The 12,687-nt window shown below is 68.4% G+C and carries 13 protein-coding genes; 2 read left to right on the top strand and 11 right to left on the bottom strand.

Features of this window, described 5'->3' with window-relative positions; translation table 11 throughout:
- Positions 1-18: 18 nt before the first annotated feature.
- Both thiE and HOP53_RS17130 read right to left on the bottom strand, forming a co-directional pair.
- Entirely contained in the window at positions 19-630 is a 612-nt protein-coding gene (gene thiE, locus HOP53_RS17135; protein ID WP_234271160.1) for a thiamine phosphate synthase, read from the bottom strand.
- A gap of 49 nt (positions 631-679) precedes the next feature.
- On the bottom strand, positions 680-1,210 hold the full coding sequence (locus HOP53_RS17130) for a C40 family peptidase (protein WP_234271159.1): 531 nt from the start codon (positions 1,208-1,210) through the stop codon (positions 680-682).
- Between the two features lie 147 nt (positions 1,211-1,357).
- Here HOP53_RS17130 and gloA point away from each other — a divergent pair, with 147 nt between their 5' ends.
- Positions 1,358-1,891, top strand: coding sequence for a lactoylglutathione lyase (gene gloA, locus HOP53_RS17125; protein WP_234271158.1), 534 nt, complete (start codon positions 1,358-1,360; stop codon positions 1,889-1,891).
- 101 nt (positions 1,892-1,992) lie between these two features.
- On the opposite strand, the gene HOP53_RS17120 is transcribed toward gloA, so the two are convergent.
- The 3 genes from HOP53_RS17120 to HOP53_RS17110 all read right to left on the bottom strand — a co-directional run bounded on the left by HOP53_RS17120 (position 1,993) and on the right by HOP53_RS17110 (position 4,988).
- Entirely contained in the window at positions 1,993-2,961 is a 969-nt protein-coding gene (locus tag HOP53_RS17120) for a tripartite tricarboxylate transporter substrate binding protein (RefSeq protein ID WP_234271157.1), read from the bottom strand.
- Between the two features lie 64 nt (positions 2,962-3,025).
- Positions 3,026-4,546, bottom strand: coding sequence for a tripartite tricarboxylate transporter permease (locus HOP53_RS17115; RefSeq protein ID WP_234271156.1), 1,521 nt, complete (start codon positions 4,544-4,546; stop codon positions 3,026-3,028).
- A gap of 1 nt (position 4,547) precedes the next feature.
- Positions 4,548-4,988, bottom strand: coding sequence for a hypothetical protein (locus HOP53_RS17110; protein ID WP_234271155.1), 441 nt, complete (start codon positions 4,986-4,988; stop codon positions 4,548-4,550).
- Between the two features lie 204 nt (positions 4,989-5,192).
- Here HOP53_RS17110 and HOP53_RS17105 point away from each other — a divergent pair, with 204 nt between their 5' ends.
- The gene (locus HOP53_RS17105; RefSeq protein WP_234271154.1) at positions 5,193-6,032 is read left to right on the top strand and encodes a helix-turn-helix domain-containing protein; all 840 of its coding nucleotides are present in this window, start codon (positions 5,193-5,195) and stop codon (positions 6,030-6,032) included.
- Here HOP53_RS17105 and HOP53_RS17100 read toward each other — a convergent pair.
- The 6 genes from HOP53_RS17100 to HOP53_RS17075 all read right to left on the bottom strand — a co-directional run bounded on the left by HOP53_RS17100 (position 6,025) and on the right by HOP53_RS17075 (position 12,675).
- Positions 6,025-6,762 carry a dioxygenase family protein gene (locus HOP53_RS17100; protein ID WP_234271153.1) on the bottom strand — a complete coding sequence of 246 codons (738 nt, stop codon included), beginning with the start codon at positions 6,760-6,762 and terminating at the stop codon, positions 6,025-6,027. The genes HOP53_RS17105 and HOP53_RS17100 overlap by 8 nt on opposite strands.
- 118 nt (positions 6,763-6,880) lie before the next feature.
- A complete protein-coding gene (locus tag HOP53_RS17095) occupies positions 6,881-7,318 on the bottom strand; it encodes a DoxX family protein (RefSeq protein ID WP_234271152.1) in 438 nt (145 codons plus the stop codon).
- Positions 7,319-7,400: 82 nt separating this feature from the next.
- Complete coding sequence (locus tag HOP53_RS17090) at positions 7,401-8,315, bottom strand: LysR family transcriptional regulator (RefSeq protein WP_234271151.1); 915 nt, start codon at positions 8,313-8,315, stop codon at positions 7,401-7,403.
- Between the two features lie 18 nt (positions 8,316-8,333).
- On the bottom strand, positions 8,334-9,482 hold the full coding sequence (locus tag HOP53_RS17085) for a lipocalin-like domain-containing protein (protein ID WP_338073309.1): 1,149 nt from the start codon (positions 9,480-9,482) through the stop codon (positions 8,334-8,336).
- On the bottom strand, positions 9,479-11,977 hold the full coding sequence (locus tag HOP53_RS17080; RefSeq protein ID WP_234271150.1) for an ABC transporter permease: 2,499 nt from the start codon (positions 11,975-11,977) through the stop codon (positions 9,479-9,481). The genes HOP53_RS17085 and HOP53_RS17080 overlap by 4 nt, the downstream gene beginning before the upstream one ends.
- On the bottom strand, positions 11,977-12,675 hold the full coding sequence (locus HOP53_RS17075) for an ABC transporter ATP-binding protein (protein WP_234271149.1): 699 nt from the start codon (positions 12,673-12,675) through the stop codon (positions 11,977-11,979). Before HOP53_RS17075 ends, HOP53_RS17080 begins: the two co-directional genes overlap by 1 nt.
- Positions 12,676-12,687 lie beyond the last annotated feature (12 nt).

Genomic DNA, 12,687 nt, shown 5'->3' with positions numbered 1-12,687 from the left:
TTCCGGTTTTTTCTGACTTCAGGCAAAGAACGCCCTGGCGGCGGCTTCGGCGTCCGGCTGTCCGCAGATTGCCGATACCACCGCCGGCCCTTTGGCTCCCGCGGCACGCACCGCTGCGGCATGCTCCGCCTTGAGACCGCCGATGGCCACGGCCGGCAGCGGGCTTGCCGCCACCAGGGCGGCCAGGCCGTCGAAGCCGAGCGGGGTGGCGTGGTTGCGCTTGGTCGAGGTGGCGAACACCGGGCCGAAGCCGAGGTAGTCTAGAGTGGTCGGGTCGAGGCAAGAAAGCTGCTCGTGATTCTGCACCGAGAGCCCGAGGATGGCGCTCTGGCCCAAGGCGGCGCGGGCCGCCGCCACGTCGCCATCGTCCTGGCCCATGTGCAGGCCGTCGGCGCCGCTTTCCAGCGCCACCGCCAGGCGGTCATTGACGATCAGCGGCACGCCGCTGCCGGCCAGGGCCGCCTTGAGACGACACGCCTGATCGATCATCTCGTCGTCGCTGGCGCGCTTGTCGCGCAGCTGCACCACGGTGACGCCGCCACGCACTGCCGCCACCACGGTCTCCACCAGCCCGTGGCGGGAGCAGAGCTCGGGGTCGGTAACCAGATAGAGGGAAAGATCGAGTGGCATGGCATCACCAATGGATTGGAAAGCCACTTATCTTACCAGAGCGATGAGGTCAGGGGGCTGGGCTGGCGGCACCCAGGAATCGTTGCTGCCAGTAGTCGATATGCAGCGGCACGCTGGTGACCTCGCGCCCGCTGCCCGGCGCATGAATCATCTGGCCGTTGCCGCGGTAGATACCCACATGGGTTGCCTTGCGCCGGTCGCCGAAGAACAGCAGGTCGCCGGGTTGGGCCTGGTGCACCGACGGCAGGGCACGGAACTGCTCGTCGGCGGTGCGCGGCACCTGAATGCCTGCCGCGCGGTAGGCCATTTCCACCAGGCCCGAGCAGTCGAGCCCTTCCGGCGTATTGCCGCCGAAGCGATAGGGCGTGCCCAGGGCATTCTTGGCCGTGGCCAGGATCAGCGCCCGCTCGATGGAGAGGGCGTCCGGGCCGCGGCTCGGATCGTGGGTGGCGATGTCACGGCTGGCGCAGCCGGCCAGCAGGGCCAGTGCCAGCAGCCAGGACAGATGGCGCAGCAAGCGCCCGACGGCGCTGCGGAAGCCCCCTGGCGCTACCTGTTCGAGCCTGGATGAGGTCGGCATGGGCGGTCGCTCTTCATGGCGGTGCTTTTCCTACTTTAGCGCGATCCGAAGGGTATGACAGCCGCCTGCGGCTGGAAAAACGTCGTAACGATCCGCATCATCCTGATGATGAGGAGCAAGATGACAGCGACAGCACAGGAGAAACGCATGAGCTTCAAGGGAGAGCAGCACCCGGGCGTGCAGGCACCGACGGCGAATTCGCAGGGCTTTCGTCTCAACCACACCATGCTGCGGGTGAAGGATCCGGAAAAGGCGCTGGCCTTCTATACGCGGGTGTTCGGCATGCGGGTCATGCGCCGGCTCGACTTCGAGGAGATGAACTTCTCGCTCTACTTCCTGGCCAGGCTGGACGACGCCGAGCAGGTACCGGAGGACCAGGGTGAGCGTACGGTGTGGACCTTCAGCCAGACGGGCCTGCTGGAGCTGACCCACAACTGGGGCACCGAGAGCCAGGATGATTTTGCCTATCACGACGGCAATGCCCAGCCCCAGGGCTTCGGTCATATCTGCTTTTCGGTGCCCGACCTCGATGCCGCCGAGGCGTGGTTCGACGCCAATGAGGTTGAGTTCGTCAAGCGCTCGGACCAAGGCAAGATGAAGGACGTGATCTTCGTCAAGGACGTGGACGGCTACTGGATCGAGGTGGTCCAGGCCGACCGCCTGGGGGCGCTGGGCGACTGAACTCGCCCCCTCTTCCGTACAGCCCATGCAAACAGCGACGCCGCCCCTTGGGACGGCGTCGGCGTTCGAACGGCCCTGTCACGACAGGGCCATGGAGAGGGTCACTCCTCGCCGGGCAGACCGCCGAGTTCCTCGATCAGCGCCTGGTAGCCTTCCACCTGATCGCGCAGGGTCTGGGTGACCTCGTCTTCGGCAATGTAGGTCACCGGCATCAGGATGCGCTCCTCGGTGATCTCGATGAAGCGCGGGTCCTGGGTGGCCGCTTCCAGCGCCTCGGCCAGACGCTCGACATGGGCGTCGGGGGTGTTCTTCGGCACCATGGCCACGCGGATCTCGGCGGCATTGATGTCGTAACCGGCTTCCGGCAGGGTCGGCGCATCCGGGAACGCCACCAGACGATCCTCGGCCAGGCTCAGCAGCACCGGCATTTCGCCGGTTTCGGCATAGCCGGAGTGGGTGCCGCCGCTGTAGGCGAAGTCGACGTCGCCGGAGAGGATCAGCGGTGCCATGCCGGCGCCGCCGGAGGTGGGTACGATGCGCAGCTCGAGACCTTCCTGCTGGGCGATGTACTCGATGATCATGCGATCCAGCGCGGTCTGGGTGGCATAGCTCATGCCCGGGTTCTCGCGGGCGTACTCCACCAGCTCTTCCCAGCTGTCGCCGAAGGGGCGATCCTCGCCGGTGACGATGGCCGACTGGCCGAGGGTCACGCCGGCCACGTAGCGGAAGTCGTCCAGCTCGTAGGTGGTTTCGCTGGAGAGCGGACCGAAGGTGATGGTCATCGAGGTGCCGAAGACGAAGGTGTAGCCCTCGTCACGGCTGTTGGCCAGGCGGGCCAGGGCCACGCCGCCGCCGGCGCCAGGCTGGTTGACCACGTTGACCGGCTGACCGAGTTCCTCGGAGAGGATGTCGGCCAGCACGCGGCCCTGGATGTCGGTGCTGCCGCCGGCACCCCAGCCGATCACCATGGTCACCGGCTTGGACGGGAAGTCCTCGGCCTGGGCCATGCCGGCTGCGCCGAAGGCCATGGCGGAAGAGAGAATGGCAGTACCCAGCAGTTTCATTTTCATGAGTCGGAACCTCGTGGTTGCGTTTGTTGTGGTGTGGTGATGCCGGTCGCTGCCGGCTGTGAGTTCAGTTACCCGACGCCTCGAGGCGCTTCTGGCGCCACTGGCGATAGCCGCTCCAGCCCAGGTGCAGCGCCATCAGCGCGGTGAAGACGACGAAGGCCAGGGCGATGGGCCGGTTGAGCAGAATGGCGATGTCGCCGCCAGAGAGAATCACCGCCTGGCGCAGGTTCATCTCCAGCATCGGCGTGACGATGAACGCCACCAGAAAGGTCACGAAGGAGTAGTCGAACTTCTTCAGGAAGTAGCCGAAGATGGCGAAGGCGAACACCGTGACCAGGCCGAAGGTGCCGTAGCCCTGCACCTGAATGCCCGCCAGGCACAGGAAGATCACCACCGGGATCACGATGTGCGGCGGCACGCTGGTGACCTTGGCGAAGATGCGCAGGCCGTACCAGCCCACCGCCAGCATCAGCAGGCTCGCCACGATCATCCCCGAGAACAGCGTGAACAGCATCTCGGGATGGTCGCGCAGCATCAGCGGCCCCACCTGGATGCCGTGGATCATGAACGCCCCCACCAGCAGCGCGGCGGAAACGCTGCCTGGAATGCCCAGGCCGAACAGCGGAATGTAGCTGGCCGGGATCACCGCATTGTCCGCCGCCTCGGCGGCCGCGATACCGTTGGGATTGCCCTTGCCGAAACTGTCCGGATCCTTGGCGCTGCGCTTGGCCAGGCCATAGGCCATGAACGCCCCCACCGACGGCCCCAGCCCCGGCAAGGCCCCCACGAACGCTCCCACCCCGGTGCTTTTGAACACCGTCGGCAGCGTGGCCTTGAACTCCTGGAAGGAGAGATCGTCCGCCTTGTCGTGGCTCAGCTTGATCACGCTGGCGCCTTTGTTGCGGCGATACTCATCCAACTGCACGAACATCTCGGCCAGCGCCAGCGTGCCGATCACCAGTGGCAGGATCGGCACCCCCTCCATCAGCTCGGCATAACCGAAGGTCAAACGCGCCGCCCCGGTCTCCGGATCGAGGCCCACGGTGCCCAGGATCACCCCCATGCCGCCGGCCGCCAGCCCCTTGAGGAACGAGCCCCCCGCCATGCCGGCGATGAACACCAGCGCAAAGATCAGAATCGCCGCCAGCTCATAGGGCCCGAACTTCAGCGCCACCGAGGCAAACGGAATCGCCACCGCAATCAACAGCAGCGTCGCCAGCAGATCGCCCACCACCGACGCCAGCAACCCCACCTTCAGCGCCTTGCGCGGCTTGCCCGCCCGCGCCATGGGAAAGCCATCCAGACAGGTCGCCGCCGACGACGGCTCCCCCGGCGTATTGAGCAGAATGGCCGACACCGCACTGCCCGCCGCAGTGCCCTTGGACAACCCGATCAGAAAGGCGATGGCCGCATAGGCCGACATGTAGAACGTCAGTGGAATGGCGATGGCGATGGCCACCGCCCGGTTCAGCCCCGGGATCACCCCGACGATATACCCCAGCAGCACCCCGCCGAGAATGATCGCGATCGACTCATAGTGCAGCGCCGCGGCGAAGGACGACAGAATGGCATCGAATCCGATCATCTCACACCACCCCGATGCGCATCAGATGCGCCGTCAGTCCATACAGCCCGAGGGCCGGAATCACTGCCGTCAGCAGCACCACGTGCCAGCGACGCTCGCCCAGCAACAGCAGCAGCGACCCGATCATGAACGGCGCCACCCAGGTTAGCGGAAAGCGATCCACCAGCACGATGAACCCCAGCACGAAGAGAAACGGCCAGGTCTGATGCCACAGATGGCCGAGCTCGGGCAGGCGAAAGAACGCCAGGCGCCGGCGCAGTAGCGCGATGGCGCTGAGCAGGGCCAGTGCCAGGGCACAGGCCAGCATGACCCAGGCCCCGAGCGTGGCCAGGGTGCGGGGATGCATGCCGACGGCGAAGCCGCGTCCGCCGTAGGTGGGGATGATCCAGGTGAGCAGCAGCACCGCGAGGGCGGCCACGCCCAGGCCGGACCAGAAGTTCATGCGAAGGGATATAGGGTTTTCGGTCATTTTGTTGTTAAGGCACCGATTTGGTAACGGGAAATATAGAGCTGTAAAAAGCCTGCCATTGATTGAAACAACTGTGAGGGGGTGGTGGGATTTGGCGCTACGTTGCACTCTAGTGCACTTTCTGCGAAAGTAAGTGCGCCAGAGTGCACCATCCTGCCTGGCGCACCGGGAGCCCACATGCACGACGACTTCGTCGCCAACCTTCGGCTGTTGTGCAGCTACTACCCTTCCATCGCCGAGGTGTGCCGTCGGCTGGATATCAATCGCGCCCAGTTCAACCGCTATCTGAGCGGACGCTATCGTCCGCGGCATGCCGCCATGCGGCGTCTATGTGCGTTCTTCGGCGTGGAAGAGCACGAGCTCTACCTGCCCCACGAAAACTTCGTCTCACTGGTGCAGGCGGGTCGCTTGCCGACCGAGTCGTCACGCCAGGGGGGAGTCGAATGGCCGGACGCCTTGCTGCAGCGTGGCCGTGAGGGCATGGCCCGCTATCTGGGGCGCTACTTCGAGTACTACCACTCGATGGCCCAGCCTGGGCATATCATTCGTACCTTGGTCTGCCTGGAAGCGCGGGAGAGCGGCATCGTCTATCAGCGCACCGAACGCCTGCAGGGCGCGAATCAGATTCGGCCCTGCCACAATCGCTATACGGGGGTCGCGGTCAAACTCGCCGACCGCATCTTCCTGACCGACTACGAAACCCTCAACGGTTACGAAGTGACCCATACCATTCTGTTCCCGACCTTCCAGAGCCAGGTGACCCGGCTGACCGGGCTCAGGCTCGGCGTGGCGGACAACAGCGAGCGCATGCCCTGCTGCGTGCGGGTGCTGTTCGAGCGGATCGACGAGCAGGTCGGGCTGCGTCGGGCCCTGTCGCAGTGCGGCCTGCTCGCCCTCGACGACCCCAGCCTGGACGCCGCACTGCTGGCCGCGGTGCGCAACGACGTGGCGTCGGGCGAGCCGCATTTCCGGGCACGCCACCAGGGCGAGTTCCATCCAGTGCTGGAATCTAGTTGAAGGCGTAGACATCCATCGCCAGCACTCCGTGCTCCACGCTGTGGTGCAGACGGCTGGCCTCGCCGCCGGCGCCTAGCGCCACCAGCAGCGGCTGGAAGTGCTCCGGCGTGGGGTGGTTGCGCCGCGCCTGGGGGGCGGTTTCCCACGCCAGCAGCGCATCACGCTCGCCGCTCGTCAGCTTGCCGTGAACCCAGTTGGCGAACTCGCCGACCCAGGCCGGCGTCGGTGCGCCCTGCACCTGCATCTCGCTGAGGTTGTGGGTCAGGCTGCCCGAGCCGACCACCAGCACGCCCTCTTCACGCAGCGCCGCCAGCTTCTCGCCCAGCGCCATCAAGGCCTGGTTCGACCAGGTCACCGGCAGCGACAGCGATACCACCGGCACCTCGGCGGCGGGAAACATCAGCGACAGCGGCACCCAGGCGCCATGGTCCAGGCCCCGCTCCAGCGGCACGGCGTTGAGCGTGCGGGCCAGGCGCAGGGCCAGCTCGGGGTCGCCCGGTGCCGGGTACTGGCACTCGTAGAGCTCGCGGGGAAAGCCGCCGAAGTCGTGGATGGTCTCGGGTCGCTGGCTGACGCTCACCAGCAGGCGCTCGCTGGCCCAGTGGGCCGAAACCACCACGATGGCCTTGGGTGACATCCCGGCGCCGAGTTCACGCAGGAAATCATGGGCCGGCCCCGGGGTGAGGGCCAGCATGGGCGAGCCGTGGGAAATGAACAGGCTGGGCAACATGGCATAGCTCCTTGAAAAAGCTCCTTGGCAAAGCTCGTAGGAAAAGCTCGTTGGAAAAGCGCCTCGATGCCTGGCGCCGCGGGCGGCGCCAGGCAGTGGGCCAGTTCAGGCAGAGAGGTCAGGCGAAGCGGCGGCTGACGACGAAGCTGCCGCTGCCGAGGCCGGCCTGGACCAGCAGGGCGATGGCCCAGAACACCGGGTACTCCCAGCCGCCGCCCGGGTTGGAGAAGACCCAGCCGTTGCCGGCATGCGCCCAGGCGGCGCCGAGCAGGATGGGCACCAGGGCCAGGCTCACCCAGCGAGTGTAGATGCCGAGCACCAGCGCCAGGCCGCCGCCGACTTCGGCCAGAATGGTCAGGTAGGCGATGAAGGGGGGCAGGCCGAGCGACTCGAAGAAGCCCACGGTGCCGGGCACGGTGAAGACGAACACCTTGAGCAAGCCGTGGGCGAGGGCCATGATGCCGAGCGACACGCGCAGCAGGGCAGTGGCATGGGCCTGGTTTTGAGACTGGGTCTGAGCTTGAGCAGCGGCAAGCGGGGTAGCGGTGGTTTGCATGGGAAAGAACTCCGTTGTTGTCAGGGATGCCTTCACTCTACGCCGCACTTGACTCGGGATAATCCTCTCCAGGTGAACAACTTTATTGCGCAATGGGTGACAATCCCATCTCGCGCTCCCACGCGGGGGGATCGCCCCAGGCCTCGGCGAGGTAGTCGAGCAGCCGCTCGACCTTGGCCGGCAGGTGGCGTCGCGCTGGGTAGACGCCGTAGATCCCCAGGGTGATCGGCTCCTCGTTTTGCAGCAGCGGTACCAGGCGCCCCTGGCAAATGCTCTCGGTGATCAGAAAGCTCGGTTGATGGGCGATGCCCAGCCCGGCTTCGGCGGCATGGGTCAGCACATCGCCGTTGTTGCTCTCCAGCGGCCCGTGAACCGTGAGGCGCTGCCCGCCGAACTGCCACTCGCTGCCGCCGGTGGTGCGATAGCGCAGGCAGCGGTGCTCGGTCAGCTCCGCCAGGCTGCGCGGCTCGCCGTGGCGGGCCAGGTACTCGGGCGAGGCGCACGCTATCATGCGGCAGCGCGCCAGGCGCCGTGCCACCAGAGTGGAGTCGGGCAGGCTGCCGATGCGGATGGCCAGGTCGTAGCCCTCTTCCAGCAGATCCACCCGGCGGTCGTTGAGGTCGAGGCGTACCTCCAGCGCAGGATGCTCGACCATGAAGCGGGCGATCAGCGGCGAGAGAAAGCGCATGCCGAAGGACATCGGGCCGTTGACCCGCAGCCGGCCGCACACCTCGGTGCTGCCGGCGCCCAGCTCGGCCTCGGCCTCATCCAGCGCCTGCAGGATGCCCTGGGCGCTGGCCAGGTAGCTTTCGCCGGCCTCGGTGAGGTGCAGGCGCCGGGTGGTTCGCTGCAACAGGCGCACGCCCAGGTGGCTCTCGAGCTCCATGATCAGGCGCGAGATGCGCGTGCGCGACAGGTCCAGCGTTTCCGCCGCGCGGGTGTAGCTGCCGAGTTCGGCGACCCGCACGAAGGCGGTCATGGCATCCAGCAGGTTCATGGGATCTCCTCGCGCACCTCAATAGCCGGTCATTTCCAGATAGCCGATGCCCAGATTGTCGCCGCTCTCGGCGTCGCGGGCGATCACCTCGCCCTCCCAGTAGGCCACGCTGGTGTCCATCCAGCGCTCGGCGTGAGGCGCCTCGACGATCATATCGAGCCCGGCGCGGGGAATCTCCAGGCGCCAGCGGGTCGGCACCTCGCGCCCTGCCACGCGCTGGGTGGCCAGCGGCGTCATGCCGATCTCGTCCGGGGTCAGCGCGGTGGGCTCGCCCTCGGGGTCGATCCAGGTGCCGGAGCGGTAGTCGCCGCCGTCGGCGCCGCCACCGCGCAGTTGGAAGGCCATCAGCTTGTGGCCGTTCGCCAGGTGCAGCGAGAACCAGTCCCAGCCCTGCTGCTCGGGGCCCAGCAGTTGGCTGCTCCACTCGCGGTCGAGCCAGCCGCGCCCGCTCACCGCGCGAGTCTCGCCGTCGAGGGTGACCTCGCCTTCCACGCGCCAGAACGGCTGGCTGTAGTACATGGAACCTTGGCCGTCAGCGGATTTCTGGCTGAAGCTCCCCACGCCGTGCAGCACCAGCGGCCCCTCGGCAACCAGAGTCAGGTTATAGCCGAAGCCGCCGTGGGCGTCGTCCTGGTGGGCTGTCAGCTGTAGCTCGGTGAAGGTGTCGCCCGGCTCGTCTGAGGTATCGACGCGAGTGGCCAGCTGCCAGTGGTCGATCCAGGCGCGGAAGGGCTCGGCCACCGCGCCCGCCTGGCCGTCGTCCTGCCCGGAATGGCTGCGGGCAAAGCGCTCCGCCACGCGGTGAGTCTCGCCGCGGGAGACCGCCATGTGCGCCATCCACAGTTGGTCGGCGGTCCAGGGAGCGGGTTCGGGGCGTTCGTCCGGAGGAGTGAGCGCCTGGCGGAACAGGGTCCACTGCAAGCCCAGCGGCTCGCCGCTCTCGTCCTCGAGGTTGGCGGTGAGGTACCACCACTCGATGCGGTAGTCCGGGTGGGCGGCGTGGTCGTCGGGGAAACTCAGGCGGATGTCCTCGTGGGCCTGGGCGAACTCGCCGGCTTCCTGGCCCAGTCCGGCGAAGCCGGCGGTCTCGCCGGGCGGCGCTTCCTCGGCGCAGCCCGACAGCCAGAGCGCAGCCAGCAGCGCGGCCAAGATGGCGATACGCATCATGTGGCCTCCTCCGCCAGCAGGGCGCGGGGCGGCGCGCGCCACAGCTTCGTTGCCGGCAGCGCGGCGGCGGCCAGCGCCACGCCTACCGCCGTGGCCAGCGTGAGGGCCATCTCACCGGGGAAGACATGCAACGGCAGGCGCCAGCCGAAGGCCGCCACGTTGATCACCGCCACCAGCCCCAGCGCCAGCAGCGTGCCCAGCGGCAGCGCCAGGGCGCCGACCACGAAGGCCGCGCCGCCGAGCTGCGCCAGCTGCACCGTCACCAGCTGCTGGCGCGGTACCCCCAGCGCCCACAGCGGCGCCAGCTGAAGGCGGCGCTCGCGGGCCTGGGCCAGCAGGCTCGCCAGCAGCGCCAGGGCGGCCACTGCCAGGGTCAGCGCGGAGAGCGCCCGGGTGATGGTGAAGGTGCGCTCGAAGATGCCGGTGGCGATACGCTTCACCTCGCGCTGATCCACCAGCTCGTCGCCACCGATGGCGAAGTGCTGGCGCAAGCCAGCTCTCAGCGCGGCCCCGTCGCCACCCGACGCCAGTACGATGCCGATGGAGCCCGGCGGGGCGGCGAAGCGGCGGGCGAGTACCGGGGTGGCCAACAGCACTTCGCCGCGGGTGTTGCCGTAGTCGGGGTAGACGGCGGCGACCGGCAGAACCGCTTCCCCACCCGGCGCCGTCAGGCCGATGCGGTCGCCCGGGGCGAGCCCCTCGGCGATGGCGAGCTGCTCGTTGACGAAGGCCGCCTCGCCCGCGGCGAAGGCCTTCCAGGCTTCGTCGCGGCCGGCCCGGGTTGCCAGCAGCGGCCAGCTCGGCAACAGCGCCGAGCCGGGGGTGATGCCGTAGACGCCCACTGGCAGGGCCAGTTCGCGCGTGTCAGCGTCGCGCTCCACGGCAATCAAGGTACCCTCGCTGCGGCGGGTGGGCAGCAGCTCTTCGACCTCGCTGTGCTCGGCCAGCCAGGCGTGGATGTCGTCGTGCTGCTCGACGGGCGGGCGCAGGTAGAAGTCCGCCACCAGGCGCTGGTCGAGCCAGTCGAGAAAGGTCAGGCGAAAGCCGCCGACCATGCTGCTCACGCCCAGGTTGGCGGAGAGCGCGATCAGCAGTGCCATCATCGCCAGGGCCAGTCGCGGCAGCTGCAGCTGCAGATCGGCCAGCGCCCACTGGGCCAAGGGGCGTCGGCGCAGCAGGCGGCCGAGCCCGGCCAGCAGCAGGGCGATCAGCGGCGGCAGCCACAGCGCGCTGGCCAGCAGCAGCGCGGCGACCAGGCCGAAGCCGGCCAGCAGTCCCTCGCCCGGCGGCTGCCAGGCGAGCCACAGCCACAGGGCCAGACCGCCCAGGGCCACGGCGCCGCCCGCCGCACTCATCAGCTTGAGCTGACGCTGAAAGCCGCTGCGCCAGGCCTGGGCCTGGCCCAGCCCCAGTACGCTCAAGCGGGCCGCCCGCCACAGTACGCCGCTGCCGGCCAGCAGCAGCCCGCCCAGGGTTACGGCGAGCCCGCCGAGCCAATAGTGCCAAGGCAGGTTGAGAGTCACCGCCACGTCGGCGCCGTAGAGGCTGCCCAGAGTGGCCGCCACGTCGGGTTGCAGCACCCGGGCCAGCCACACGCCGCTGACGATACCGGCCAGCGCACCGATGATACCCAGGAGCAACAGCTCCAGGGCGAGCAGCCCGACCAACCCGCGCCCCGACACACCCAGCGCCCGTAGCGTTCGCAAGAGCCCCAGGCGCTGCTCCAGGGCCAGACCCAGCGCCGCCTGCACGATGAACAGCCCCACTGCCAGGGCCAGCAGCGCCATGGCGGTGAGATTGAGATGGAAGCTCTCGGTCAACTGGCCGGGCGAGACCAGGGTAGCCGCCCGGGTCAGTACCAGCCCTGCCGGGGCCTGTTCGAGCGCCTCGGGAGCGGTGACCAGGCGGGTGATGCGTTCGCCGCTGTCGAGCAGCGTCGCGGCGGCGGCGATGTCCATCACCAGGGTGTCGGGAGGCAGCCTGGGGGCCAGGATCAGCGGTGGCAGCCGGGCCTCAGCCAGGCGCGGCTCGGCGCCGGGGGCCTCGCGATGGCTCACGCTCAGCGCCGGCAGGGTATCCGGGGCGACGCGGGTCTGCCACGGCGGAGTGAGAAAGTCGGTGAGCTCACCGGCTGTGCCCGCCGCGGCGAAGTCGCTGTCGCCGGGCAGGGTGAAGGGCTCGATGCCGATCACCGTCAGTCGGGTGCCGTCGGGGGCATCGATACTGCCTTCCAGCAGCGGCGAGACGGGAAGGCCGGCGCGGCGCAGGCGCAGGTAGTCGTCGCGGGTCAGCGGCTCGCCGTCGCGGCGCTCCAGGCGGTCGAGTCCGGTGGTGAACAGCGCCTCGGCGCGGGCGTAGCTGTCGCGGGCCGAGGCGTTGATCGCCTGCACGCCGCTCCACAGGGCGCTGGCCACCCACAGCCCCAGCAGCAGCATGGCGAGCTGGCCGGGGTGGCGCTTGTAGTGGGAGAGCAGGGTGGCGAAGGCGGTCAGCATCAGCGGCGGCTCGGCTCCGGTTCCGTGGATCCCGATTCCGTGAGTGCGCCCAGCCGGCCGTGGGTGAGGCGTAGGCAGCGGTCCAGCGGTGCCGCCACCTGGGCGCTGTGGGTCACCATCAGCAGGGCGCTGCCGGCCTCGCGCACCAGTTCCAGCAGCAGGGCCAGCACCTCGCCGGCGGTGGTCTCGTCGAGGTTGCCGGTGGGCTCGTCGGCCAGCAGCAGGGCGGGGCGCGGCGCCAGCGCCCGGCCAATGGCCAGGCGCTGCTGCTGGCCGCCGGAGAGCTGCTCTGGGTAGCGCCGTTCCAGGCCGGCCAGACCCAGGCGCTGCAACAAGTGCGTCGACCACTCGGCATTGTCGCGCCCGGCCAGCCGTGCCTGCAGGCGCAGGTTGTCGAGCACGTTCAGGCTCGGCACCAGGTGAAACTGCTGGAACACCAGGCCCAGGGTGTCGCGACGCAGGTGGGCGCGGGCCGGTTCGTCCAGCGCGGAGATCGAGCGGTCGGCAAGGAACACCTCGCCGCTGTCCGGCAGGTCGAGACCCGCCGCCAGGTGCAACAGGGTCGACTTGCCGCTGCCGGACTCGCCCATCAGCGCCAGACTCTCGCCTCCGCGCAACTCGAGGTCGACGCCTTCCAGCACCGCAAGCGGACCTTGGGGCGTGGCGTAGGTCTTGTAAACCTGGCGAAATTCGAGCATGGCCGGGCCTTC

Source organism: Billgrantia ethanolica (genome assembly GCF_021404305.1).
GTDB lineage: Bacteria > Pseudomonadota > Gammaproteobacteria > Pseudomonadales > Halomonadaceae > Halomonas > Halomonas ethanolica.
This window is presented reverse-complemented; position numbering and strand designations above follow the sequence as displayed.

What these genes read in the sequence shown, in the direction of transcription:
- thiE (WP_234271160.1), bottom strand. Translation starts at nt 630, where the DNA reads ATGCCACTCGATCTTTCCCTCTATCTGGTTACCGACCCCGAGCTCTGC.
- HOP53_RS17130 (WP_234271159.1), bottom strand. Translation starts at nt 1,210, where the DNA reads ATGCCGACCTCATCCAGGCTCGAACAGGTAGCGCCAGGGGGCTTCCGC.
- gloA (WP_234271158.1), top strand. Translation starts at nt 1,358, where the DNA reads ATGAGCTTCAAGGGAGAGCAGCACCCGGGCGTGCAGGCACCGACGGCG.
- HOP53_RS17120 (WP_234271157.1), bottom strand. Translation starts at nt 2,961, where the DNA reads ATGAAAATGAAACTGCTGGGTACTGCCATTCTCTCTTCCGCCATGGCC.
- HOP53_RS17115 (WP_234271156.1), bottom strand. Translation starts at nt 4,546, where the DNA reads ATGATCGGATTCGATGCCATTCTGTCGTCCTTCGCCGCGGCGCTGCAC.
- HOP53_RS17110 (WP_234271155.1), bottom strand. Translation starts at nt 4,988, where the DNA reads ATGAACTTCTGGTCCGGCCTGGGCGTGGCCGCCCTCGCGGTGCTGCTG.
- HOP53_RS17105 (WP_234271154.1), top strand. Translation starts at nt 5,193, where the DNA reads ATGCACGACGACTTCGTCGCCAACCTTCGGCTGTTGTGCAGCTACTAC.
- HOP53_RS17100 (WP_234271153.1), bottom strand. Translation starts at nt 6,762, where the DNA reads ATGTTGCCCAGCCTGTTCATTTCCCACGGCTCGCCCATGCTGGCCCTC.
- HOP53_RS17095 (WP_234271152.1), bottom strand. Translation starts at nt 7,318, where the DNA reads ATGCAAACCACCGCTACCCCGCTTGCCGCTGCTCAAGCTCAGACCCAG.
- HOP53_RS17090 (WP_234271151.1), bottom strand. Translation starts at nt 8,315, where the DNA reads ATGAACCTGCTGGATGCCATGACCGCCTTCGTGCGGGTCGCCGAACTC.
- HOP53_RS17085 (WP_338073309.1), bottom strand. Translation starts at nt 9,482, where the DNA reads ATGATGCGTATCGCCATCTTGGCCGCGCTGCTGGCTGCGCTCTGGCTG.
- HOP53_RS17080 (WP_234271150.1), bottom strand. Translation starts at nt 11,977, where the DNA reads ATGCTGACCGCCTTCGCCACCCTGCTCTCCCACTACAAGCGCCACCCC.
- HOP53_RS17075 (WP_234271149.1), bottom strand. Translation starts at nt 12,675, where the DNA reads ATGCTCGAATTTCGCCAGGTTTACAAGACCTACGCCACGCCCCAAGGT.